The following is a 25,537-nucleotide window of genomic DNA, read 5'->3' as shown; positions in this document are numbered from 1 at the left end:
GGGATGTGGTTGTGGGAATCAGTAAGTCCTGGGATCCCACCCTGTCCCTGAGTTGTCGAACCACCAAAAGGGCAAGTCTATGATCAGGTATCTCGTTGTCGCGGCATTGGTGGCACTCCCTGCCACGGAACTCTTTGGAGCTGAAGGGTGTCTTACTTCCGGTTGCCACCCAAAAATCACCTCCGTTAAAAGCATGCACCAGCCTGTCGCCGATGGTGACTGCCTTTCCTGCCATCGACAGGAAAGAAAAGAGCACCCCGTTACGGGGGGGAAGAGCTTCGTGCTGAGCGCGAAAGGAGGCGCCCTTTGCGTGAGCTGCCACGAGCTGATGGGCAAGAAGAAGGTGGTGCACCCGCCGGTCAAGGAAGGGGAATGTCTGTCCTGCCATGCGCCTCACGGGAGTGCAAAGCCCAAGTTGCTTGCCGAGTCGGAGAGCCTAAGCGAGCTATGCTTCACCTGTCACGACCAAGCCGCCTTCCAAAAAAAGAACCTTCATGGACCCGTTGCGGAAGGGAGTTGCGATGCCTGCCATGATCCGCACGAAACGGACGCGAGAAAGCTGCTGAAGAAGGGTGAACGTGAGCTGTGCCTAGGCTGCCACCAAGACTTCGCGATCAAGATGGGGAAAGCCTCCGTGGTGCATCCTCCGGTCAGGAAGGAGCCATGCACCTCTTGCCACGATCCGCACGGCTCCGACTCCGCGAGCCTATTGAAGCGCCCGATGCCCGAGTTGTGCGTCAGTTGTCACAAAGAGGTCGGCAAAAAGATCAAGGGAGCCAAGGTGCCGCATAAGCCGGTTGTGCAGGGAAGACTCTGCAGCAACTGTCATTCAAGCCATTTCTCCAACGGCCCCGGGTTGCTGTCATTTCCTGACGAGAAAACCTCTTGTCTTTCCTGTCACGCAACCGAAGGTCTTGGCTCCCCCCCCCTTAGGAACATGCAGAAGGAACTGGCCGGCAAAACGAATTTGCATGGCCCGGTTCAGAAAGGGCGTTGCACTGGGTGTCACGACCCGCATGGCTCGGACTTCCCGCGCATCCTCGCAGCGAAATACTCGCTCGACTTCTATGTTCCCTTTCAGGGTGATAGCTACAACTTATGCTTTAAATGCCATGACAGGAAAATGGTTGGGTTCGCTGAAACAACCATTTATACCAAGTTTCGTGACGGCAGTAGAAACCTGCACTACCTCCACGTTAACAGCAGCAAGGGGCGCAGTTGCAGCGCCTGCCATGAACCGCACGCATCTACGGGCAAAATGCTTATCGGTGTGGAGGGGAGCAAGTTTGGCGACTGGCGGGTGCGCAGCCGCTTCAAGCAGACAACCAATGGCGGCAGCTGCGCCCCCGGGTGTCACAGGCGCTACAACTATGATCGCACCGCATTCAAAAAGGGTGCGGCGACATCATTTAAATAGTAAAGCTGCTACACTCCTCAGCTGATTTCCCGACCCTGCCTGCCCTGGCAGGGTTTTTTTTGTCTGGAAGAAGTTTGTGTGGGGGAAATGACCCACACGCGAGGTGTTGTTGGGGCAAGTCGCCCCCGCAGTATGGAGACCGCCGGCCGCGGTGCTTGAAGCGGGTGAGGTGAATTCTTATTGATACCAGTGATTTGGATCACATGTGAGGCACCCGCTAAGATTGGCACTGCATTTGCTGTAAGTGTCCCAAATGTTTTTGCAAGGGAGCAGGTGCCTTTGGGGGAAGTCCCTGTTTCCGAAAGATTGCAGTGTAGCTAAGAGAGCCGACACTCAATTACGAAATCTCACCAGGAGGAAGTACCCATGAAAAAGCAATTCGTTGCCGTTATCGCTCTTGCTGGCCTCGCAGCCGGCGCAACACTCGCACACGCTGCCAGCGGCTCCAAAGGTGGCGGTATCGTCGGCTCCAAGCACGACATGAACGTCTTCATCGCCGCCAACGGCGGAAAGGCTGACACTGAACTCCGCGTCTGCGCCTTCTGCCACACCCCGCACCATGCGAAGGATACGCAGTTGCAGCAAACTACTGTCATCACGGATCCGGCTACTGGTGTTGGGACTACCGTCAATTACACCACCTACCTGCCGCTTTGGAGCCGCGATGTACCGGCTGGTGGCTATAGCCAGTACAATACCTCCACCTTCGATCCGGGTGCCGATGGCAAGTTCTACGACCCTATGGCCGGTCCTTCCCGTCTCTGCATGACCTGCCACGACGGCAACATCGCGGTTGACTCCTACTACGGCCAGACCGGTGCCGCCACCAAGAAGGGTGACGACCAGATCAACATGTTCGCCAGCGGCAGCCACTTCGCCATCGCTGACAAGAACGGCTCCGGCCTTACCAACGACCATCCGGTAGGTTTCGTCTATGATGAGATGGTTTCCAACCCCACCTATGAACTGCGTGCTTCTTCCGAAGGCTTCATTGGCAACGCTACCAGGACCATCGACTCCGTTCTTACCTATGTCGATGGGGCACAAGGCAGGGTCATGACCTGCGCTTCCTGCCACGATGTGCACAACGGCCCGGCCGTAGGCAACACCGCACCGGCATCCGGCAACGGCTACTTCCTGTACGCTACTCAGGAAGGTTCCAAACTTTGCCTCTCCTGCCACGACAAGAACAGGTAAGTCATAGAGACATCCGTTTTACATGAGGGCCGTCACATTGGCGGCCCTTTTCCCTTTCCTTTTTCGTGATTTCTGGATATAAGGAAGTATTGATTTTGGGTGGATGGAACACCTGTACCAGGAGGGGAGGAACTATGAGGAAACGGAAGACTCATAGCCATGTAACGATAGCGGCGATGATGAAGCTGCTAGCAATGGTGATGCTTTGTGTGAGCCTGACAGCGTGTACCGGGCCTTCAAGCAAAAAGCACGTGTTCTGGCCCCCTGCCCCGAATTTGCCCCGCGTCCAATTCCTCAAAGCAATCAAAGACTCAAACGATGTGGTCGAGACCAAGAAACTCTCTCTGTTCGATATGGGTGAGAAGCCGGAGGAGTTCGTTGGTTTGGTGAAGCCGTACGGTATTGCCGTGAGAGATGGGAAGATCTACGTATGTGATTCGGTGGGCGGGCAAGTTGTCATCATAGACCTGCCCAACAAGAAAATGTACCGCCTGGCAGGCAACGTGAACGCTGGGCGCTTGAAAAAGCCGATCAACGTTGCCGTGGATGCCAAAGGGAATCTGTACGTTTCTGACATTTCGCGGCAGGAGGTGCTCCAGTATGGCCCTGATGGCACTTTCCTGCGCAGCTATGGCCGGGAACTGAACCTCACCCCTGTGGATGTGCGTGTGGAGGAAAACTTCCTCTATGTGCTGGACAAAAGCAGCAGCCTGGTGAAGGTCTTCGATATCACGAGCGGCGACTTGCTGAAGTCCATAGGGCAGAACTCGGACCCGAAGAACTCGCTGTCGCTGCCGACCAATATGGCGTCCGACGGCAAGGGCGCCATCTACATCTCCAACTTTGGCAACGCCCGAATCATCAAGCTGGATCGCGACGGCAACTTCCTCATGGGGCATGGCAAGATGGGGGTTGATTTCGGCACCTTCGGCCGCCCCCGGGGGATTGCGGTGGACGAACAGGGGCTTGTTTATGTGGTAGACGCGGCAGCGCAGCTCGTGCAGATTTTTGACGACAAGATGCGGCTTTTGATGTACTTCGGTGCGCCTGGAACTGCCGGGTCGTTGAACATACCGGCAGGCATCGCCGTCAGCAGCGAGAACTTGGATTACTTTCAAAGTCTCGCCGAGCCGGGTTTCAAGCTGGAAAAGGTGGTCTTCGTGGTGAGCCAGGTGGGCGAGCACCTCGTGAATATATACGGGTTGGGGAAAAAAGAAGGAGCCGATTACGACGCTGATGTCAAAAAGACGCTGCTGGAGATAGAGAAGAAGGCTATAGAGGTGGAAAAGAAGCGCAAGGTTGAGGAGGCGGAGAAGGAAAAAAACGAGAAGGGAGCAACTTCCGTCCCAGGTGCAGCCTCCTCGACGCCGCAGGAGCGCTAGGCTGCGAAGCCGATCGAGATGAGGTTTGATGTGCTTTTTCATTCTGGCGTGCGCAGAGCGCTGCCCTTTCTATTGACGCTCGTCCTTTGCGGCTGCGACCCGGTTACGAGGCACCAGGTCCTGGTGTCGGTGCTTGATGGCTATCCTACTCTTCCTCCTGTCGAGGACCTCTGCCGGGACAGCGCTGCGCAGGCGGTAGAGGCGGCCCTGAAAAAGCAGGAGGTGGTTGCGGCTGCGGCGGGGCAGGCCCCAGTACGTTCTACGCACCTGCCCTATCTGGAGAAGCGCTGCAATGATTGCCACAAGGCGGATAAATCGGCCTCCGATGCCGGCGACGAAGGCGGCCTGCTCAAATCGCCCGAGGAACTCTGTTTCATGTGCCACAAGGGGCTTCTGAACAAGCCCTTCCACCATGGCCCCGCCGCTGTGGGCGAATGCTTGGCCTGTCATCTTCCCCATGATTCTGAAAATGCGGCCCTGCTGGTTCTGGGCAAGGATGGCCTCTGCAAAAAGTGCCATACCGAAGCTAGGGCGGCTGCGCGCATGCACGCGCAGTTCAGCGATAAGAATATGCCCTGCATCAACTGCCACGATCCCCACTCGGGAGACACACGTTTCTTTTTGAAATAGCCCTGCCGGGCTTGCAGGAGTTTGATCGTTTCATGATGCTGATGACGTACGGCCCCAAGAACAGGCGGTATCAACTCCCATTGCCGTCGCCGTTGGCACGCTTTATCTGCTGTTCTCTCACTGTGATAGCTTGGGGCGCACAAGGCGAGGCTCAGGCCGCCCAGTTCAACCTGCTCGGGGTGTCAAGCCTCCGCCAGTATGCGGGTTTCGCCTACCACTACCAGGGTAGTATGAACAGCTACGAGTCCGGGAAGAGCACCTCTACCCAGCACGGCTTTGCCGAAACCTACTCTCTGGGCGCCGGCTACTACATCCTGCATCCAAGGATCATCTTCGGTGATGCCGAGGCCTCCTTGACCGCCGACCAGGAATTCAACAAACGCACCAGCCAGGCCCAGCACTGGACTCAAGACAATGGTGTCGCCTACAAGGTAAACGGCACGATACTGGACCGTAGCCCGGTTCCTCTCCACTTCAACCTGAACTCGTCCCTGCTGACCGTCAGCCCCCCCTTTGGCAGGACCTATACCGTTGATTCCAAACACGAGAACCTCTTCCTCATCATCAAGAACGACCTGCTCCCCGCGAATATTTCCCTCACCAACGGACACAGCAAGACTTCCGGCCTGGAAACGAACACTGAGACTTCCTCGTGCACCTTCCATGCGGGGGTGGAGCATCAGGGTGGGACGGTGAGCCAGACCGAGGCCTCCCTCGATTTGAGTTCGACCCGTCAGGATATTGAAAGTGGGACGTCGGAAGAGAACAGGGATGCCACCATCAGCATCCACAACGCGCTCACCTGGAAAAACGAAAGGGATCTGACCCGCAGGATCGACACCAGGTACACCTTCCGTGACAAAGGCGGACGGTTCGAAGGGATGCAGGAGGGACTCGGTTCGAACCTGGATTGGAAGATCGGCAAAGCTTTGGACGGCCGTTTAAGCTACAACCGGAACAGAAACGAGGATGTCAATGCCAAAAGCGATCTGCAGAGCATCTCGGGAACTCTGACGCAGAACTTTCTGCGGGCTATCGGGGTCAACTTGGCCGGAAACATCACCAAGGGTAGTTATAACGATGGCAAAGACGACTCGAAGTCGGCGAGCGCCGGGATAAGGTATACTAACCGCCTGCCAAGGGAAAGCAGTCTCACCGCGAACTACAACTGCAGTTACAATGTCATGGAGCGCATGAGGACGGATGTGGTGATCGACGTACGGGACAGCATCAGCCTGAGCGGGGTCTTTCCGCAGTTCCACACCATCCCCAGGGGAGACGTCGTAGCCGGGAGCGTGCGGCTCTACCTGGATGAGGCCCACACCGCCCCCTACACCGATTTCACCGTGCTCCCCTCTGGCACGCAGACCAGGGTGTTGCTAAACACAGATCCCGGGACCGGCCGACTCTACCTGAGTTACTCCTATAGTCAAAGTCCACAGGTGAAATACTCCACCCTGGCCCAAGGCGTTGGCAGCTACCTTTCTTTTTTGGGAAATCGCTATGCGCTAAATGCCAGCTACGCCTGGGCCGACCAGACCGTCCTTTCGGGAACCGACCTGAGCTCCACCATCGGGGACAGGACCTCCTTGAAGCTCGGAGCCGAGTGGAACTTCTACCCGCATTACGCTTCTCTCGGGTATTCTGACGAGCAGGCCCCGAAGAGCCGGGTGAAGGCCGTTGAGGCTAACTGGAACCATACGATGTCCGGACGCAGGGGCGCGACCTTGGTTACGCGGGTACAGGACCTCTATTCCCGGTCCTCATACAGCGGTGAGGCGGGGGGCACTTCCTGGGACAACACGCTGATGGTTTCATCCACCTATACGCGGTTGATGGTGCTCAATACCAAGGGGAAGCTTACCCTCAGCTATTACAACCTGCTCACCGAAGCTGCCCGAAGCAACAAACTGGGAGCCCAGTTCGCCCTGGAGGGGGGCTACGGCAAGACCACCTTTACCCTCGATAGTGCAGTCAACTACAGCTTCTCCACGAGCGGACGGTCACTCAATCAGTCGCTGGCGTTCAACATAAGGAGATCCTTCTGATGCGATGTTCCACGCCTGCCCACCGCGACTTAGTGTACATTTTTGCCGTTGTCATAGTAGCGGCGTTGTTGCTGCTTTCGGGGTGCAGTGTCGTGCCGAAAGGGCAGGTGCAGGCACTGGACAGCATCGTCTGGCCTCCCCCTCCTCAAGAGCCACGCGTGGCGTGGGTTCGCTCCATTTCCAGTTCAAGGGACGCAAACATCCAAAAAGGGGTACTGTCAAGGGTTCGTGACCTGTTGCTCGGCGAGGAGGTGGTGAAGATAGCTCGCCCCTACGGCGTCTACGCCGACAGCAAAAAACGGACCTTCATCGCCGATCCAGGCGCCAGGAGCGTGCACGTTATAGATCCCCTCGAGGGGCGCTACCTTGTGGTGGTGGGGGAGGGGGAGCAATCCTTCGCCTCTCCCATAGGGATCGCGCAGGATGCTGATGAGATGGTGTACGTTACCGACTCAGCAAAGGGGGCCATCTACCGTTTCGCGCTCGACGACCTAAAGGTCCAGCCTTTCGTGACCAAGGGGCTTTTGCGCCCGACCGGCATCGCTTACAGCCCGGGCCGGCGCCTCCTTTACGTAAGCGATACCTTGGCGGGGCAGGTCGTCGGTTTCGACCGTGCCGGTAAGGAGGTACTCCGTTTCGGGGCGTCCGGAGAGGCGGCCGGCAGTTTCAACCGCCCCACCGACTTGGCCGTGGGCACAGACGGGAGTATCGTGGTCACCGACTCCCTGAACGGACGCATGCAGATCTTTTCCAGCACCGGTGCCTATCTCAGAGGGTTCGGTGAGCGCGGCGACGTGTCCGGCACCTTCGCCAAGCCCAAGGGGGTTGCCATCGACAGCAAAGGCCATCTGCACGTGTGCGACACGCTTTTCGACACGGTGCAGGTATTCAACAAGAAAGGGGAGTTGCTGCTGAGCTATGGCACCAGGGGGAGCGGCAACGGCCAGCTCTGGATGCCTTCCGGTCTTTTCATCGATGCGAACGACACCATCTACGTGGCCGATACCTACAACAACAGAATCCAGGTCTTCCAACTGCTCCCCGACCATTCAGAAGAATAAGAAGCGGCTTTAGCATCGAGGAGAAAAGCGATGATTATAATCCCACGCGTAGCCTTGACGATGGCCGTTTCTTTCGCGATCGTCCAGCCGGCCCTGGCCACCGGGATACTGAACAGCAGCCACAACCTTTCCATCTCCGGACCGGGGCAGATACGTGCCACAACCGAAGAGAGGGTCTGTATTTTCTGTCATACCCCGCACCATGCCAATCCCTCGACACCTCTTTGGAGTCGCCCTACCAGCACGACGGTCTACGATCTGTACCAATCGACCACTCTGATAGCGAAGCCGGGCCAACCCAGCGGCTCGGCCCGGCTCTGCCTGAGTTGCCATGACGGCACCATCGCGCTTGGAGCCCTATACAGCACCGACCCCAACAGGAACACCATCGAAATGGCCGGTGGCATTGTAAAGCTTCCTGTGGAGCGGGCCTCCAACCTTGGTGGGAGCAGCGGCAAGAACCTCTCCAACGACCATCCCATCTCCTTTGCCTACACAGAAGAACTGGCGCGCCTAAACGGGCAACTTGCCCTGCCGGGGACCCTTCCGGCGAAGGTCAGGCTTGAGGACGGAACCATTCTTCAGTGCACCGCCTGCCATAATCCGCACACCAACCCCTACGGCAAATTCCTGGTCATGGACAACTCAAAAGGCGGGCTCTGCGTCACCTGCCACACCATATCCGGCTACAGCACGTCCTTGCATGGTAGCGCAACGGGCATGTCCGCCCGGTGCAACCTGTGCCACACGAGCCACAACGCCGGAGGGAGCATGCGCCTCATGATCCGTGCCGCGGAGGAGGATAACTGCTACAGCTGCCACTCCAGCTCGGGCGGAGCGCGGGATGTGAAAAGCGTGGCGACAAAGTTTTACAATCACCCCATGGCGGCCACCACCGGTATCCACGACCCTAAGGAAGACCCCCTCTCCGCTCAGAAGCATGTCGAGTGCCAGGACTGCCACAACCCCCACAAGGTGCTGGCTGCCCCTGCCGCCCCGCCTGTCTCTAGCGGCGCCCTCTACGGCGTCAAGGGCGTTTCCAGTGCCGGGGAACTGATGCCGGGTGACGCGGTGAACCAGTACGAGGTCTGCTACCGCTGCCATGCCGAGAACAATTTCTTCGGAACACAGAACGTGGTGCGGCAGATTCACGAACTGAACGTAAGGCTTGATTTTGACCAGCAAAATCCCTCTTACCATCCGGTGGTGTCAATTGGCAAGGGGAGCAGCGTGCCGAGCCTGCGCACCCAGTACAGCACCAGCAGCATGATTTACTGCACCGACTGCCACTCCAACAACGACAGCAGCCAGGCCAAGGGGCCACATGGCTCGAGTTTCATGCACATCCTCGCTGCCCGTTACGAGACCGACACCTACCCCCTCGACTACAGTGAGTCGAATTACGCACTATGCTTTCGCTGCCACGATCAACTCGTGCTCCTGGATCCCGCCAGGTCGGCGTTCCCCCAGCACCAGTGGCATGTGATCACCAAGAAGGTGCCCTGTTCGGTCTGCCATGACCCCCATGGGGTCCCCAAAATCCGCGGCGGCAACACGAACGCCAATGCCCACCTGATCAACTTCGACCTCCGTTTCGTCACCAGTGGTGCGGTTTACGACTCCGTCGGTAAAAGCTGCAGCGTCAGCTGCCACGCCAGCAACCCGCACCTGTATCAGTAGGTCCATTCAGCCCCACCCACCCGAGAGTGTCCGTGGGCGGGGCTGGGTAAAATACCCCAGCTATTCGGGATGGCCTGGGTGATTTACCCCGTAGTGGTTGGCTCCCCCACCCTGTATCGTCCTCTCCTTCTTCCAACCTCATGTTTAAATTAGCTCATAGAGCCGCGCCCATCGGGCTCTTTACTGAATTGGTGAATCCTAAATCCAGTGGGTGGCATGCTACGTGCTCTAGCAGTGGCAACGGCTCTCTTGCATAGCCTGCCTCATTGTCGTCTCACCTTCATAACCCACCCCCATGGGCGAAGGCACAGCGGCAAAAGAACTGTGAGAAGATCACTACTACAAAAGGAGATCACGGATGAGCAAGCGTTTCCAGAAAAAAGCTCCCCTCGTGGCAGCAGTGGCTGTCATCGGGGTGGCTGCCGGATCCGCATTCGCGGCAACGCACGACAATATCGTGCTGCGCGACCGGAACAAGGTAGCCATCAAGAGCACCGACACTAAGAATGCCTTCAGTATGCAGGGTACCTGCGGCTACTGCCACAACGGTACCGCTACCAATGATGCAGGCCAGGCCAATGGCAAGACGCTTCTTAGCTACAACGAGATCGAGCGCCACAACTACCACGCCTCGCTGGGCCAGAACGAGTTCAGGGGCTTCAACCCCTACAACCCGGATTCCACCGATGCATGGCGTGTCGGCGCCGCTGCCCCCGGCAAGAGCTGGGTACAGAGCCCCGGCCACGTAGGAAGTTGGTGACCGCCCTCCGCTCGCCAGTTGGCGAGAGTGTACCAGGACGGTGGCGCACCGACCTATGACGCAGCTGCAGCAAAATCGACTGACCCGGTTTACACCAGCTACACCCCGTTCTCCTTCGGCACCATCGGCACCGGCTTGGCCGCGACCGACACGAGCCTGCAGAACTTCATGAAAAAGGCTGACAACTCCGTTGCCGGCGAGATGCGCGACTGCGGTGAGTGCCACGTAGGCGGCGGCTTCATGCAGTACTACATCTCCTCCGCGGACGCCTCCAAGAAGTTCCAGTACAACCCGGACAACCGTACCGACTACCGCGACGCAACCTTCACCACCGTCAACGCCTTCAATACCTACATCGACATCTTCGGCCTGGACGGGCTGGGTTATGAGCCGACCGACCACAACGGCGTCGCCCGCACTGCGGCCCAGGAGCCGACTTACGACGCCAAGATCAACGACTTCGCCGAGACCGGCGTTCTCGAAATGGACTGCCTCTCCTGCCACCTCGACGGCTACGATTGGGCTGCTCGCCGCGACCAGGTGCGCAAAGGCAACTTCGACTCTTCCCGCGTCGCAGGCGCAGGGTTCGGCACCGCCGTTTCCGGTACCAACGTAACCTACGATCCGACCAAAGTCGTTGCCGTGACCGACGAAACAACCGGCGATGTGACCTACAAGCTCTCCGCCAACGCCGGCGCCAAGATCCTTGGCACCCCGACCTCCACCAACTGTGCCTCCTGTCACATGGCCGAGCACCAGGTCGACTGGAAAAAGCGTGGCGAGATGTGGAAGGAAGGCAACGACGTCCACTACGGCGTGGGCTGCATGGCCTGCCACGAGCGCAAGCCTGGCACCGCCGTGGGCAAGACGGGTCTCGTCACCGAAGTCGCCCTTGGCCAGTGCGACCCCGCCAAGGGTAACAAGTCGCCGTACGACGCCCTGTGGAACCCCCTTGACGGTGCGGCCTTCAAAACCTGCGAAGATTGCCATACCCCGGCAGCCACCCCGACCTGGAACACCTACGGCGCAGCCCAGGCCAACCAGGCTCACCAGAAAGCCGGCCTCACCGCAATCCTGCTCCAGGCAGCAGGTGAGAAGGGTGGCGTGGCCACCAAGAGCCACATCGACATGATCGACTGCACCGCCTGCCACACCAAGAACAAGGACGGCATCACCGGCGGCGCCTTCGTCGACGGCACCGGTACCGACCTCGAAGGTCGCGTGGCGCTGCACGATGAGAACCAGGTTTCCAAGAATATGAACAACGGCCTCGCGCTGCACTGGCTGGGCGGGAAGCTCTACTCCGCCAACCTGCTGACCTCCTTCTTCTGGCGCGACATGAACGACTTCGGCTACGATGCCAACCTGGACGGCCGCGCAGGCGGGATGGACGCCCTGCTCCCCTCACACGTTGCCAAGATCAACAAGATCAATGGTGTTGAGGCCCTCTCCGTGGACGGCATTGACGCCGCCGAGATCACGGCTCGCCAGACCATGCTGACCAACGGGCTCGAGGCTTTGACTGGAGTAGCATTCCCGCTGAAAGCCGATGGTGTAACGAAGAACTTCACCCCGCGTATTTCCATGCTGACCGTGCCGTTCAAGGCGACCCACAACGTCGCTCCGGCCGCAGAGGCCTGGGGCAAGACCTCCGTCGACCCGACCACCGGTGCGCTCACCTACGGCTGCAACCAGTGCCACGCCGACAACGGCGGGTTCTACAACGGTGCCTACCCGGTCAACGGCAACATCAGCTGGACCTTCGGCCCCAACCAGCTTGCCACCTTCACCAAGGTCAACGGTAAAATGGACCCGAGCGAAGGCCACCCGAACATCATGGACAAGCATGGCAAGCGTACTGTTGCCTTCCAGCTCTTCGACCCGGCCACCTCCACGAGCCTGACCGACATCGACCGTTCCGCTGTGATCTACGAGGCTACTTTCAAGGCCCCCGCAGCGGCCCTCACCACTTGGAGTGAGGCGGCGATCGTCGCCGGGGCGGTCCCGACTGGCTGCACCAACTCCAGCGCGGACGGCGGTGTCTCCACCAAAGGCCACATCCTGAAGATCGACGTTCAAAAGAACACGGGCACCGCTGAGGCTCCGGTATGGGTAGACCAGCCGAGCCGCACCTGGGCCGTCAACGGTGAGTACACTTCCATCGACGCGCTCATCGACGGCGTAGCTGGTGACGCGACTAAGCCTGGCATGGGCGTGTTCGCAAGCAACGCCAACAGCTTCGGCTTCACCATCACCAATGCTGGCGGCAAGCTCTCCATCAACCCGGCCTCCGGCTACCGCGTGAAGATCAACTCCCGTGACACCGACTTCGGACCGTTCGGCTTCGGCGGCAATGCCTTCGCCGCTACCAAGCAGGGCACCGTCATCAAGGGTAAGATCACCAACAACGAAGCCGCAGGCAGGGTTGAGTGGGTCGGCTACCTTAACCAGATCACCGCCACCGACTCCGGCATCGGTATCGACCCGGCAGCAAGCATCACCACCGTCATCGCAGACGTCGACCCGGTCGCACCGGGCACCCAGGTATTCACCACCGACAGCCTCGTCCTCAATGCAGCAGACGCGCAGGGCGGAAAAGGCTTCTCCACCTACACCTGGACCGCCGTAGGAGGCACCGCCACCCAGGATGCAACCGATCCGAAGAAGGCTACCGTCACCTTCACCGGCGCCGGCAGCAAGAGCGTAACCCTGGTCGTGAAGGACGAGGAAGGCAAGTCCACCTCCACCACCAAGTCCTTCGAAGCCGTCGTTCCGCAGCCCAGCGTAATTTCCTGGAACGACAACGCCGGCAACCTCGGCGGGACCCTCACCCTGACCGGCCTCCCGGCTAACACCCAGGTGAAGGTGATGTGGGGCGACGCGAAGTACAACATCTATCTGACCTCTGGCGCGACCACCATCAGCAAGACCCACACCTATCTGGCTGCGGGCACCAAGCTGATCCAGGTGTACGTGTACAACGGGACCGCTCAGGTTGGCTACTTCTACAAGAACATCACCGTAGATGGCGCGAACTAAGACCTGATCGCTGACTGCAATGCAATAAGCCCCGGGAGGACACCCCCGGGGCTTATTTTGTTGGTTTTGTTTGACAGCTGTAGCCTGCTACCGCCAGCTGTCCATGTCGACCAGGCCTACTCTGGCTGCGTACTTCACGAGTTCCATTTTGCTGTGGACGTCGAGTTTCTTCATAAGGTTGGTGCGATGGTTCTCGACGGTCTTTGGGCTCAACTTCATACTGTCTGCTATCTTCCGGGTACTGACCCCCTCGGCGACAAGTCTCAGCACCTGCTGCTCCCGCGGGGTAAGCAGAGCGTACCGTTCTTCCTGTATTGTTGGCACTTCCCTGGTCGGTGCCGCGGAAAGTTTGGCAACCAGGTCTTGTGAAACCTGGCCATCGACGAAAAATTCGCCGCGGCATAAGGCGTCGAATCCCTGAATCAGACGGGCGCTGGTTGTCTCCTTGACCACATATCCCTTTGCCCCCGCCTTAAAAGCTTCCGAGACATAATCGAACTTCGGGTACATGCTCAGCATGAGGACCTTGGCTTCCGGAATCACCTTTAGCATGGCCCGCACCACCTCTATGCCATTCATATCCGGTAGCGATACGTCCATCGTTACCAGGTCTGGTTTCAGTTCGGCTGCAAGGGTTAAGGCTTCCTTACCCGAACCAGCCTCTCCGACAGTGCGGTAGTTGGCGCTGCGCTCTACAAGGCTTTTCAGTCCTTCCCTGAAGAGGGGGTGGTCGTCGACGATCAGCACGCATTTTTTGTCCATGGGATCCCTCGTATATCTACTGACATGATTTCTGCTCGCCGCAGGTAATCTCCACAACGATACGCGTTCCCAGCCCCGGGCGTGAGGTCACGTCGAAACGGCCTCCCATCAGTTCCACCCGTTCCGCCATGCTTACCAGGCCCAAGCCGATCTTGCGCTGTTTGCCGCGGGCGGAGGGGAGCGTGTCGAACCCTTTTCCGTTATCCTCGATGCGCATTCGTATCATCGGATGTGAGGCCACCAGCGTTACGGATGCTCTTGTGGCCCCGGAGTGTTTTACCACGTTGTTGAGTGACTCCTGGAAAATACGGTACAGGTTGATCTCCGTATGGTGGTCCAGTTTTATCTTATTCATGCCGGAGCATTTGACGTCGATCTTGACGCCGTGGACGGCGGCCAACTGGGTGCAGTCGCTGTTGATCGCCCTGACCAACCCGTGGCGCTCAAGTGTAACCGGACGCAAACCGGAGCAGAGGTTGCGTACCGAGTCAATGGATGACTGCAGTATGCTGGAGAGGTAGCTTATCCGCGACTGTGTTTCCGGACTTTGGGCTGCGAGGTCGTCTGCCAGGGTGTCGACACCAATCTTAACCGCGTTCAGTCGTTGCCCGAGGTCGTCATGGAGTTCTCTCGATAGGTGCTTTTTCTCGTCCTCTTGGGCTGTCAGGAGCCGGTGAGACAGGGCCCGGATCTTTTCTTCTGCATCCTTTCTCACTGTTATGTCGCGGGCGACCGCCAGTTTGGTGGGGGCGTTGATCCCCGGCATCCGAACTGCCAGTTCGATTACCGAATACCAGCGCTGGGCCCGGTGATTGAAGAACTCTTTATATGAGGGGCGCCCGGTGCTGAACACTTCTTCGGACGAGCAGTCTGTGCAACGCTCGTCGAGTCCGCGGCAGACCTTGTAGCACGGGTCATCTTTGATGTCTCCGTTTACTCCCTCCATCATCTTTCTATTGGCATAGACGATGCGGTACTCGTCGGTCACGACATAGACCCGGTCCTCCATTGCATCCAGGAGCATGTGCAGGGTGGCCTGGGATGCGTGCATGGCCTGGCCGAGGAGCTTGCAGTCGGTATGATCCAGGAAAAGACCCAAAATGGCCGGTTTCCCGCCTACCTCGATGGGTCTGGCTTCCACCTCGATCCAGAAAGGGGTGCCGTCGGCCTTGCTGCACGGTTGACCCCAGGAGGTGGGCTGCATGCTGCCCGTCAGCACCTGCTCGTTCACAGAGCGGAACAGTTCGGCGCTGTAAGGGTCCGGGTAAACGGAACTGTACATGTCCTCCCCAATGAGACCGCCTATGGATTGGTACCCGAAGATTTCACCCAACCGGTCATTAAGGAAGATGGCACGGCCATCCTGAATGACGTAGATGCCATTCGAGAGGCTGCCGACTATGCTGGCGAAAAGATCATCATTTGGGAAGGAGGGCATAGGCATGAGGGATTTCTTGGCGTCCTGTATCACGTTGTGCTCCGTGATGGCGGAATGAGGTCGTAGGGGCCACTCATTAGACAACGTCTGCATTCAAAATGCAATATATTCTTTTACATGATTGAGCATAGAGGGTGGGGTATTTCGCCAGTGGAGGGGGAGATGACCCACACTCCAGGCTGCGGGTTTAAGGACAAACCTCAACTGCTGGGGTGCCTTTACCTGGTTTTTGGGTACTTCTCCTTAGGCGTCTGTTGCGTTGTTCGAGGAGTGTTCTGTTTTTCGCACGGTCAGTAATAAATTATAAATATCAGTTACCTACACCGTGGTCGTCTTGCTGGGGTATGGTTGTATTCAGAAAATCGAATAAAAATATACTTTGCAGTCCCAAAAAGAGCCTTATTGGTCTTGGTCTTGCTAAAAACGAGGCAGGCTCTCGTTGTACCCTGGTGACGTACCCCCATACGCACCAACAGCAGGACATGGCATAGGCGGCGTACTGCCGCCAGCGATGAAATCCCAACAAAGGAGACTGACTTCATGAAAAAACAGAAAGTCAAGGGCGGCTTGGCTGCAGCCAGTGCGGCTGCCAGCTTGGTCCTCGTGGCGGGCGTATCATTCGCCGCGCACCCACCGGTCACCCTCTACACGTTTGAGGAAATCGGCTATCAGATGAACAATGGGCAGAAAGTGCCGGTTCAGGTTGATGCCACCGGCAAGGGTATGCCGTACAGCCCGAAGCAGACCTGCGGTACCTCCGGGTGCCACACCAGCAAAAACGGCATAGACCTCAGCTACGACCACATTTCGGACCACTCTTTCCACTCGGCCCAGGGGCGCAACGAATTCCCCGATACCGCGAACGGCAAGTTTGACCCGACCAAGAACAAGCCCTGGACCCAAGCGACCGCAATGGTCGGCAAGTGGTGAAGCCCCTCTCTTCGCCAGGTGGCGAACTACATGAAGGACTCCAGCGGTAAATACGTCAGCTATGGCCCGTTTGCTTTTGGTGCTGATGGCAAGCCGACCTCTGAAACGGTCAGCAGCCTCGCCACGATGCTCATGGGTACCCCCAGCTTCAGCACCGTCCCGGGAGAAAACCCGCTGCTCACCAAGGTCGACTACTCTGCCTGGGACCTGTCCCAGACCTGCGGCTCCTGCCATCCGGGTGGCGGCTTCGTTGAGAAAGACCGTACCGGCAAGCGCTTCAGCATGATGAGCCCCTTCGTCGATGGCATCACGCCCTACACCATGACCATCTTTGAGCGCTATGACGCCATGACCGGCCTGCCCGCCCACACCGTGGAGCCGGCTCCCTGGTCCTACCCCATCTGGAACGGCACCACCCCTGTGACCGCTCCGGGCGGGTGGGGCCAGCCGATGGAAATGACTATGCCGGACGGCTCCAAGATGCCTGTGGTCGCTGGGCAGGTAATGATGCCTAACGTCAAGGAGATGGACTGCCTCATGTGTCACTTCGAGGGCTACAGCAACCTGATGTCCTCGGTGATGACCTACAGCGGTGCGCATAATGCGACCCCGTCCTTCGGCGCCGGTTTCATGAACATGTTCACCCAGGCCTACGACTTCGCTACCGGCCTGATCCAGAAGGACAAGGACACCGGTGTGGTGTCCCTCTCCAGCCTGGGCCTTTCCAAGCTGAAGTACGATCCCCCCAGCCAGAACTGCCGCAACTGCCACACCCCGTCGAACCTTAAGGATCTGCCGGACATGATGAGGGACTTCCTCTCTTCCGCTCCGATGATCTACACCGGCCAGTTCACCCAGTCCTTCACCGGATTGGCTATGCCGGCCTTCGACTTCAACGCGCCGATGACCATGGACGGGCAGACTGCCTTCACCTGGGACTGGAAAGGCCCTTATGCTGCATCTCCGACCCTGTACATGACCCAGGCGGGCATTGGCATCAATCAGCCCTCCAACCCGATGATTCCGGCAGGCTGGCCGGCTGCCATGGGCATGACCGAATTCAACAAGGCCACTGCCATGGCGACCCCGGGCTTCCTGGGTGGCGCCAACCCCGCGGGTTCCGGCCCGATCTACTACCAGGCCACCCTTGCCGACGGAATGCATCAGGACCAGAACGTGCTTAAGAAGAGTACCGTTCCGTTCCCGCGTGCAGAGTGGTTCAAGCGTGGCGATCTCTGGGCCGAAGGGTATGACGTACACATCACCCTCAACTGCTCCGGTTGCCACATGAATACCAACACCACCAAGGTGGATACCGTCGACGCGCAGGGTAAGGTTAACTTTGACGGCAAGAGCGCCTGCGACCCGGGTCGTGGTTATGACAGCGCCGGCGGCGTAGAGGCCAACCCGGCGAAAGTTGCCACCGTTAACAGCCAGAACACCGTCAAGACCTGTGACGGTTGCCACGTCACCGGCAAGAACCGCGACGGTCTCAGCATCGAAACCTTCGGGGCGCCGAACCCGACCATTGCCCACCAGAACGCAGGCCTGCTGGCCAACGTAACCAAGGCTGTCGGCCTCAACCCCGCCAACGGTGCTGAGCAGGACGTGACCGGTAACCACCTCGACGTGATGGACTGCACCGTCTGCCACCTGGCACGCGAGCAGATGGTAGTGCGTCTTCTCGACTGCACCTCCGGGAATCGCTATCCCAACATGCTTGGCTTCAAAAAGGAGCGCGGCATGATGGGGATGTTCTCTGACCCGATGGGCCAGGGAGCTCCGGTCGGCAACAACCTCGAGAAATGGTTCCCGCTGTACACCTGGCAGAAATACGGCAACGACTTCAAGACCACCTCGGCCGGTGTCAACCCGAACTGGCGCCGTAAGATCTACGCGGTCAACCTGATCACCGCTGCTATCTGGAACAACGTCGACGGCTCCGTCGACGCCAACGGCGACGGCGTCCCGGGACGTCAACCGAGTGTCCATGGCTCGATTGAGGTCACCCCGAGCACCAACTACGACCCGTGGCTGTCCCGCGACATGAAGGCTGGCATGAACTATGGCCCCTCCGGCTTTGCCCCGATCCCGGTCGGCTTCGGCTCTGGGAGCTTCCAGAGCGCCTACGCACCGAACGGCACCTTCACCGGCGCATTCAAGTATGTCGGCGTTTACGGCGGCAACGCAATGTTCTCCACCCCGGAAGAAATCACTGCCTACAAAGATTGGCGCAACTCCATCAAGGACAGCGTTGACGGCAAGTCCTGGAGCGGCACCCAGCTTGGGTTGGTTGCCGGCCCCTACAAGCTGACCCACGGCATCCGCCCGACCGCCAAGTTCGTCCTGGGCAAGAAAACCGAGGCCGGCTTCGGCTGTGCCGACTGCCATGCTCCGGCTGCCAGTGCCAAGGCACCGATTTTCGACGGCAGCATCAATATGGTTGGCACTGCAATCAGGGCAACCGCAGGCGGCAACTTCATGCAGTCTCCCGCCGAAATGATGGAAATTGTTGGTAACTCTGAGGATATCGAGACCGCCGCAGAGGTAGCCACCAAGGCTGGCGGCGCTGTAGAGGTTAAGTTCGAAGAACTCGGCGCATGGGAAAATGGCACCTTCACCGCTGGCGCCGCCACCACCCACAAGCGCGTCACCGAGCTTGATCGTGCCGAGGCACTGTACCCGAGCGCGTCGGGCGTCAACTTCATCGACGTGAAAGGTGTGGATCACGGCAGCCGGGATAACTTCAAGGCTTACCTGACCAGCATCAATGCAACCGATTCCGGCATCGGCATCGACCCGACCGCCAGCATCACCACCGTCATTGCTGACGTCGACCCGGTCGCACCGGGCACCCAGGTCTTCACCACCGACAGCCTCGCCCTCAATGCAGCAGACGCGCAGGGCGGCAAAGGCTTCTCCACCTACACCTGGAGCGCAGTAGGCGGCACCGTCGCCCAGGATGCAACCGATCCGAAGAAGGCGACCGTCACCTTCACCGGCGCTGGCAGCAAGAGCGTAACCCTGGTCGTGAAGGACGAGGAAGGGAAGTCCACCTCCACCACCAAGTCCTTCGAAGCCGTGGTTCCGCAGCCTAGCGTCATCTCCTGGAACGACGCCACCGGCAACCTCGGCGGGACCCTCACCCTGACCGGCCTTCCGGCCAACACCCAGGTGAAGGTGATGTGGGGCGATGCAAAGTACAACATCTACCTGACCTCCGGCGCTACCACCATCAGCAAGACCCACACCTACCTGGCTGCGGGCACCAAGCTGATTCAGGTGTATGTGTACAACGGGTCCGCCCAGGTGGGGTACTTCTACAAGAACATCACCGTGAACGGCAGCAACTAACAAAGCATGCTAGTTTGATGCCTATTAAAAATGCCCGGAGGGGAAACCCTCCGGGCTTTTTTAGGTGACATAGAAACACAATTGGGACGAGAGCGGACGAAACGATGAAGTCTTTACTTGCCGGCGTTCGCCTTCCGGCAGACGCCATCGAAGATGTTCTTCTCCAAGCCGACCGGGATTGGCAGCCATCCGGTCTTCTCCTGGTCCTTCATGGTTGCTGCTTCATTATCGTAGGTCATACCAGTGAGGATGCGCTTTTTCTGTCCAGCACAGTCATACTCCTCGTAGTAAACATGCGTTTTTTTTCCTTTGATCTTTTCAGGTGGGATGCTTTCCTTCACAGTTTTTGCCACATCAACGTTAAACTCTCTCTTCGTCCAAGTGCTTACCGTGCCGTCTTTGCCGATGGAGAAGGTCTTCGGATTGATGAAGTAATAAGTTGACTCATCATAAGTCCCGAGTTGCTGCCACTGCTGAGCCAAAGACGGTGTTGCGGACATGACTAGAAATGCGGCTAACAGGTAATGCTTCTTACTCATCTTCATCCTCCTCTGCAAGCTAGTAAAGATCATATTGTCTTGATGTAACACAAAAAACAGTATATAACAATTGCATTATTTTCATTTCTGATTCTATGTCTAACAGATTGATGCCAACCTCAGCTGGCGATATGCGTCGGCGAGGAACAAACAACTGGAGGAAACCCTAATGCATTATCACCGCTTAGCACCGAATTCACTGCTGGCTTTATGTCTCGTCGCAGCACTTTCCGGATGTGCGGGGATGAATACGAGTACTGAAAAGTCTGCCGCACCGACTGCTGCAGTCACCCCGACGCCGCCTGCAGGCGCCTCCGAGATTGCGCCGGTCGACAATGGGCGGGACGTCGTCGCCCGTGTAAACGGCAGCGCAATAACTCGCAACGAGCTCGAGCGTAGCAAGAAGATTCTTTTGGCCGGTGGCGTTCAGGTTGCCCCTTATATGCAAAAGGAGTTCGAGAAGCAGGCCCTCGACCAGCTTATCAGCGCAGAACTCTTGTACCAGGGAGGGAAGGGGCTGGAGGTAAAGGACCTTGATAAACAGGCAGATGCAAAGCTAGCGCAGATTAAATCTGGCTTTAAGGATCCGAAAGCGTTTGAAAAGGAGCTTGAGAACATCAAGATGACGGAGAGCATGCTGCGTGAATATTCGCGACGTGATCTGGTCATTGCCAATTTTGTAAGCACTAAGGTTGCCCCGGATGTTAAGGTGTCGGAAGAGGAAATCAAAAAATTCTATGATGACAATCCCGACAAGTTCCTGCAGCAGGAACAGGTTCGTGTTAGTCATATCCTGATCGGTGCTGACGCGAAGGCTACCCCTGAGGAGAAGAAAAAAGCACGTGAGAAAGCAGATGAACTGCAGAAAAAAATTGCTGCAGGCGCAGACTTTGCGGCGGCCGCCAAGGATAATTCTACCTGCCCGAGCAGCAACGCCGGTGGCGATCTGGGCTACTTTGGTAAAGGAAAGATGGTCCCCGCCTTTGAGCAGGCCGCCTTTGCCCTGCAGCCGGGCGAGGTAAGTGGCGTGGTGGAGACAGAGTACGGGTATCATATAATTAAACAGACTGATCGTATTAAGGCGGACAAAGTGTCCCTATCTGTCGCCAAGGAAAAGATTGAGGGTTACCTCAAAGCACAGAAGATTAACCAGGCTATGGCCCAGTACGTTGGTAAAGCCCGTCAGGATGCGAAGATTGATTTTCTCCTCAAGTAGCACTTACTTGGCAGGTTGAGGTTGAGAAATGTTCTCAGCCTCAACCCTCCGCCTGCCCCTTTGTTTTAGTTTCCCCCCTTCGTTACATATCGGCTTGTACATTTATAGGCAGTTCCTTCTGGAAAGGATTCTTGCTAATATCCGAAAAATTGGATATGCTGCCGTGCATGGAAAAACTCGCTATCCTGTTCCAATCCCTGGATGACCATACCCGGTTGCGCCTTTTGGCTTTGCTGCTTGAAGCCGGCGAGCTCTGCGTCTGCGACCTGGTGACCGTCCTGAGGCTGCCCCAATCCACGGTCTCCCGGCAGCTCGCCATCCTGAAGAACGCAGGCTGGCTGCAGGGGCGCCGGGTGGGGGCGTGGAACCACTACTCGGTGGCGACCGCGCTGGAACCGGTGCAGCAGTTCCTGGTCCCGGTCTTGCGCAACTTCCTGCTGACCACCGAGACCGCGCGGGAGGACCTGGGGCGGCTGCGGGACCGCCGCGATCCCGCCTGCTGTCCCGACCACGGTAAATCCAAAAAAACGGATATCGCGGGGCACGGCCCCGGGGAGGATGAACCATGAGCCAAGAGATCAGGATGCGCAGCTTCAAGAAGATCGAGGTGAAGCAGGCCTCTCCCTCCTCCTGCGCGCCGGAAGCCGGCGCGAACCCCGATGCGCCTCCCTGTTGAGGCCCTCCCACCTCCGCCGGCGGCGGAGAAATCACCGATAAAGTTCCCGGCTTTTTGCGCTGGGTTGCGGCGGGAAGCGGCCGGGCGCCCCAGATCGGCGGCACCCTGACCCTTGCCGACCACCTGGGCGCCTGCCTGGCGCGCTGGGGCATCAACAGGATGACCTTCATGGTCCCTCCCGGCCTCTACGCCATCGGCGCACCCGACAGCGAGGCGCCGGTCGTGGTGACGGCGAACTACAAGATGAGCTACGACATCGTGCGCCGGGCCCTTTGCGGCAGGAACGTGTGGCTCCTGGTCCTGGAGACCTACGGTATCAACGTCTGGTGCGCGGCGGGGAAGGGGACCTTCGGCACCGGCGAATTGGTGCGCCGCATCGAGAACACCGGCCTCGCCCAGGTGGTGAGCCACCGGCGCCTGATCCTCCCCATCCTGGGGGCAGCCGGGGTCTCGGCGCACCGGGTGAAACAAAGATGCGGCTTCGAGGTCGCCTACGCCACCGTGCGCGCGGCCGATCTTCCCGCCTACCTCGACCAGGGCGCGGCCACGCCCGCCATGCGCGAGCTGCGCTTCAACTGGTACGACCGCCTGGTGCTGGTCCCGGTGGAACTGGTGCTGGCCGCGAAGCCCGTGCTCCCGGTGACGGCGCTCGTCTACCTCGTGGCGCGTCTTTTCTGGAGTGCCGACGTCGCGGCCGCCGCGGCGCTTGCCCTTCTGGGCGCCGTCTTTACCGGCATCGCCGTCGGCCCGCTTTTGCTGCCGCTGCTCCCCGGGCGGAGCTTCGCGGTCAAGGGGGCCTTGGCGGGAGTGGTCTACTGCGCGCTCCTCTATGCGCTGGCCGGCGGGGCAGGGTGGGGTGTGGCGGCGACGCTGGGCTGTTTCCTGGCGCTGCCCGCCGTCTCCTCCTTCTACACCCTCAACTTCACCGGCTGCACCACCTACACGTCCAAGTCCGGGGTGAAGAAGGAGATGCGCCTGGGACTTCCCGTCATGGCGGCTGCCCTGGGCGCCGCGCTCTTCATCGTCGTAGCCGGACGTCTGTTGGTCTGAGGGGGAAGCTATGAAAGGATTCAGGTATCTGGAAGGGGTGGCCACGCTGGAGCTTGACACTGCGCGCTGCATCGGCTGCGGCAGGTGCGTCGAGGTCTGTCCGCACCAGGTCTTTCGCGTCGAGGGGAAAAAGGCCGTCGTCGTCGATCGCGACGCCTGCATGGAGTGCGGCGCCTGCGCGCTCAACTGCCCGCCAGCGGCCCTCAAGGTGGACGCCGGGGTAGGGTGCGCCAGCGGCATGATCCACGAGTGGCTCCGGGAGAAGAAGCTTCCCGGCTTCAGCGGCGGGGGGTGTTGCGGGTAGGACCTTGCCTGCTTGACTATCAAGGCCGTTCTGTTAAAACCTCCTAATGCGCGAAGGGGGCCGCCTAAAAGGAGGCAAAACATGGAAGAGAAGCAGATGGTCAAGATCAACTCCTGCAACGTTACGCAGTGCGCCTATAACAAGCACAACTCCTGCCACACGCTCGCCATCACGGTAGGCGGCCCCGGCGACCTCTGCCCCGAGTGCGATACCTACATGCAGGGCAGCCAGAGGGGGGGGATCATCGACGTCCAAGGCGGCATCGGCGCCTGCAAGGTGGAGAACTGCAGCTACAACCAGTCCCTGGAGTGCACGGCTCCCGCCGTCGACGTCGGCATGCACGAGTCGCATCCCGACTGCTTCACCTACAAGCCGAAATAGCCGTCGCCGTTCACCATTCCCCACCAACCGCAGCCCCCTTCGCAGCGCCGCAACTCTCTCCCGCCCCTGCCCCGGACGGGTGACATTTGCCGATCTTCGTGTATCTTTAACCCGTTTCCACCTTCTATTGGGAGGGAGTGCAGATGCCGAGCCAGGTGTACGTCGACCAGCAGGTCTGCATAGGGTGTGGGCTTTGCGTGAGCATCCTCCCCGACATGTTCCGGCTCAACGGCGACGGTGTCTCCGAGGTGCACGGACCGGGGGGCGCAGACAGGGAGAAGATCCAACAGGCCATAGACAGCTGCCCGGTCAACTGCATCGCGTGGCGCTGAGGCCGGGCGCCGGGGAGGGACCATGACATCCGGACTGAAAGACGAACGGCTGCAGGAGCTTGCCGAGAGCAACTACGTGATGCTGAAAGAGGTCTACTGCCTGTCGCAGCAGTTGAAGGGGCTGGTGGACCGGCTGCACCTGAGCTACCTGAAGCAGGGGATCGTCCAGGAGATGGACATGGTCATGGCGATCAAGCTGACCTCCGACCGTCTCTACGAGGGGTTGGAGCGCTACCTCCGTCCCGAGTGCGACCCCGACAGTGCCTACGACCCCGCCAAGCCCGAGACCGAATAAGAACCGAGAACCATTGGCCACGGAGAAAATCTGAGAACTTCTGAGAAAACCGGAAATCCTTCCATGTTTAACCACAAGCCTTTAACCCGTCTTCTGATTTTGACTTCTCAGATTTCCTCAGATTTTCTCCGTGGCCAATGGTTTTGATCTTAAAAAAGAAAGCCCGCCGTTGCCGGCGGGCTTCTTCGTTTCTTCACGCAGACGGTGCTAGAGTTCCTGCCTGTTGCCGAACTCGCTCCAGGCCAGGAAGGTTTTCGGCGTCTCCACGAAAGAGTAGATGTTGGTCACCTTTTGCAGGTGGCGCCGTTCTTCCTGAGCCAGCATGAGCAGACCTTTGCGCGTGGTCTCGTCCTCCTCCGCCGCCGCCAGTTCCTCGTAGAAGCGGATGTCCTGCTCCTCGTTGGCCACCGCGAAGCGGTACAGGTTCGGGTCGCGTCCCGTTTCCTCAAGGAGTTCTCTCTGGCTGAGCAGCGGTCTGAACCTGCAGACATTGCCGGTCAGTCCGTCAAGCTTGGCCCCAGCCATTCTCTTTCTGAGCCTTCTCAGTTTCCTTTGGTGTTCCTCTTCGGAAGCGGCAAGCATCGAGAAGAGTACCTTCATCTCGGGCTCCATCGCTTCGGCTTCCAGACCTTGATAGTATGCCTTGGTTTCTTCCTCTATCTTTATGGCGCAATCGAAAATGTTCATGGTGTTCCCCCTTGCTCTCAGACAAAGCGTGACAGGCACCTCTTGTGCCGATAATTAATTATAACAAAATGCCCGTTGCAAAAGATACTTCCGCATTCTCTCAAGCCTCAACGCAAAGCCGCAAAGCCGCGGAGGCGCAAAGAGAAACGGCAAGCCTTCACCCGTTCATGCCTTTGCAGCTGCTGTTGTATGCTGTCTTTGCGTCCTTGCGCCTTGTATGTTTACGATCAAGCAGCTAGATTTTCTGTTCCGGGACATGGCAGTTTGTTCGCGTCTTGGGTTCGAGCCCGTCGCAAAGCGTAAAACGCCATGTCCTCTTCTTCACAGCCCGAACGGTTGCCTGGGCCTGAGCCCGCATC

22 protein-coding genes are annotated in these 25,537 nt (G+C 58.5%); 18 read left to right on the top strand and 4 right to left on the bottom strand.

Annotation, left to right across the window (positions count from 1 at the left end):
* The first annotated feature begins 79 nt into the window (after positions 1-79).
* From H7687_RS13395 to H7687_RS13355, 9 genes are all read left to right on the top strand, one after another.
* Positions 80-1,417 (top strand): cytochrome c3 family protein, encoded by a 1,338-nt coding sequence (locus tag H7687_RS13395; protein ID WP_183348182.1) that lies wholly within the window; start codon positions 80-82, stop codon positions 1,415-1,417.
* Between the two features lie 366 nt (positions 1,418-1,783).
* Positions 1,784-2,614: a cytochrome c3 family protein gene (locus tag H7687_RS13390; RefSeq protein WP_183348180.1), complete on the top strand. Its 831-nt coding sequence runs from the start codon at positions 1,784-1,786 to the stop codon at positions 2,612-2,614.
* A gap of 134 nt (positions 2,615-2,748) precedes the next feature.
* On the top strand, positions 2,749-3,996 hold the full coding sequence (locus H7687_RS13385; RefSeq protein ID WP_183348178.1) for an NHL repeat-containing protein: 1,248 nt from the start codon (positions 2,749-2,751) through the stop codon (positions 3,994-3,996).
* A 123-nt stretch (positions 3,997-4,119) separates the two neighbouring features.
* Complete coding sequence (locus H7687_RS13380; RefSeq protein ID WP_183348177.1) at positions 4,120-4,626, top strand: cytochrome c3 family protein; 507 nt, start codon at positions 4,120-4,122, stop codon at positions 4,624-4,626.
* A gap of 230 nt (positions 4,627-4,856) precedes the next feature.
* Positions 4,857-6,674: a hypothetical protein gene (locus H7687_RS13375; protein ID WP_183348175.1), complete on the top strand. Its 1,818-nt coding sequence runs from the start codon at positions 4,857-4,859 to the stop codon at positions 6,672-6,674.
* Positions 6,675-6,928: 254 nt separating this feature from the next.
* Entirely contained in the window at positions 6,929-7,735 is an 807-nt protein-coding gene (locus H7687_RS13370) for an NHL repeat-containing protein (RefSeq protein ID WP_246404868.1), read from the top strand.
* 30 nt (positions 7,736-7,765) lie between these two features.
* On the top strand, positions 7,766-9,415 hold the full coding sequence (locus tag H7687_RS13365) for a cytochrome c3 family protein (RefSeq protein WP_183348171.1): 1,650 nt from the start codon (positions 7,766-7,768) through the stop codon (positions 9,413-9,415).
* Between the two features lie 358 nt (positions 9,416-9,773).
* The gene (locus H7687_RS13360; protein ID WP_183348170.1) at positions 9,774-10,175 is read left to right on the top strand and encodes a cytochrome C; all 402 of its coding nucleotides are present in this window, start codon (positions 9,774-9,776) and stop codon (positions 10,173-10,175) included.
* Between the two features lie 27 nt (positions 10,176-10,202).
* Positions 10,203-13,214, top strand: coding sequence for a cytochrome c3 family protein (locus tag H7687_RS13355; RefSeq protein WP_183348168.1), 3,012 nt, complete (start codon positions 10,203-10,205; stop codon positions 13,212-13,214).
* An 87-nt stretch (positions 13,215-13,301) separates the two neighbouring features.
* Here H7687_RS13355 and H7687_RS13350 read toward each other — a convergent pair whose 3' ends face one another.
* Together H7687_RS13350 and H7687_RS13345 are read right to left on the bottom strand one after the other, a co-directional pair.
* Positions 13,302-13,976 (bottom strand): response regulator, encoded by a 675-nt coding sequence (locus H7687_RS13350; protein ID WP_183348166.1) that lies wholly within the window; start codon positions 13,974-13,976, stop codon positions 13,302-13,304.
* A gap of 16 nt (positions 13,977-13,992) precedes the next feature.
* Complete coding sequence (locus tag H7687_RS13345) at positions 13,993-15,414, bottom strand: PAS domain-containing sensor histidine kinase (RefSeq protein ID WP_246404898.1); 1,422 nt, start codon at positions 15,412-15,414, stop codon at positions 13,993-13,995.
* 540 nt (positions 15,415-15,954) lie between these two features.
* Here H7687_RS13345 and H7687_RS13340 point away from each other — a divergent pair.
* Positions 15,955-16,344 (top strand): cytochrome C, encoded by a 390-nt coding sequence (locus H7687_RS13340; protein ID WP_183348164.1) that lies wholly within the window; start codon positions 15,955-15,957, stop codon positions 16,342-16,344.
* A gap of 30 nt (positions 16,345-16,374) precedes the next feature.
* A complete protein-coding gene (locus H7687_RS13335; RefSeq protein ID WP_183348162.1) occupies positions 16,375-19,698 on the top strand; it encodes a cytochrome C in 3,324 nt (1,107 codons plus the stop codon).
* 113 nt (positions 19,699-19,811) lie between these two features.
* On the opposite strand, the gene H7687_RS13330 is transcribed toward H7687_RS13335, so the two are convergent.
* The gene (locus tag H7687_RS13330) at positions 19,812-20,237 is read right to left on the bottom strand and encodes a hypothetical protein (protein WP_183348160.1); all 426 of its coding nucleotides are present in this window, start codon (positions 20,235-20,237) and stop codon (positions 19,812-19,814) included.
* 169 nt (positions 20,238-20,406) lie between these two features.
* On the opposite strand from H7687_RS13330, the gene H7687_RS13325 reads away from it, so the two are divergent.
* The 7 genes from H7687_RS13325 to H7687_RS13295 all read left to right on the top strand — a co-directional run bounded on the left by H7687_RS13325 (position 20,407) and on the right by H7687_RS13295 (position 24,491).
* Positions 20,407-21,453 (top strand): peptidylprolyl isomerase, encoded by a 1,047-nt coding sequence (locus H7687_RS13325; protein WP_183348158.1) that lies wholly within the window; start codon positions 20,407-20,409, stop codon positions 21,451-21,453.
* Positions 21,454-21,620: 167 nt separating this feature from the next.
* On the top strand, positions 21,621-22,022 hold the full coding sequence (locus tag H7687_RS13320; RefSeq protein ID WP_183348156.1) for a metalloregulator ArsR/SmtB family transcription factor: 402 nt from the start codon (positions 21,621-21,623) through the stop codon (positions 22,020-22,022).
* Positions 22,019-23,179 (top strand): mercury methylation corrinoid protein HgcA, encoded by a 1,161-nt coding sequence (gene hgcA, locus H7687_RS13315; RefSeq protein WP_281376709.1) that lies wholly within the window; start codon positions 22,019-22,021, stop codon positions 23,177-23,179. Before H7687_RS13320 ends, hgcA begins: the two co-directional genes overlap by 4 nt.
* Positions 23,180-23,189: 10 nt before the next feature.
* Positions 23,190-23,483, top strand: coding sequence for a mercury methylation ferredoxin HgcB (hgcB, locus tag H7687_RS13310; RefSeq protein WP_183348154.1), 294 nt, complete (start codon positions 23,190-23,192; stop codon positions 23,481-23,483).
* 81 nt (positions 23,484-23,564) lie between these two features.
* On the top strand, positions 23,565-23,864 hold the full coding sequence (locus H7687_RS13305; RefSeq protein WP_183348152.1) for a DUF1540 domain-containing protein: 300 nt from the start codon (positions 23,565-23,567) through the stop codon (positions 23,862-23,864).
* Between the two features lie 143 nt (positions 23,865-24,007).
* On the top strand, positions 24,008-24,196 hold the full coding sequence (locus tag H7687_RS13300) for a ferredoxin (RefSeq protein WP_183348150.1): 189 nt from the start codon (positions 24,008-24,010) through the stop codon (positions 24,194-24,196).
* 22 nt (positions 24,197-24,218) lie between these two features.
* Positions 24,219-24,491, top strand: a complete 273-nt coding sequence (locus tag H7687_RS13295; protein WP_183348148.1) for a hypothetical protein — start codon at positions 24,219-24,221, stop codon at positions 24,489-24,491.
* 207 nt (positions 24,492-24,698) lie between these two features.
* On the opposite strand, the gene H7687_RS13290 is transcribed toward H7687_RS13295, so the two are convergent.
* Entirely contained in the window at positions 24,699-25,178 is a 480-nt protein-coding gene (locus tag H7687_RS13290; RefSeq protein WP_183348146.1) for a ferritin-like domain-containing protein, read from the bottom strand.
* Positions 25,179-25,537: the final 359 nt, after the last annotated feature.

It is taken from the genome of Geomonas paludis (genome assembly GCF_014193585.1).
Taxonomy (GTDB): domain Bacteria; phylum Desulfobacterota; class Desulfuromonadia; order Geobacterales; family Geobacteraceae; genus Geomonas; species Geomonas paludis.
The sequence above is the reverse complement of the archived record's forward strand: the minus strand, read 5'-3'. Positions and strand labels throughout refer to the sequence as shown.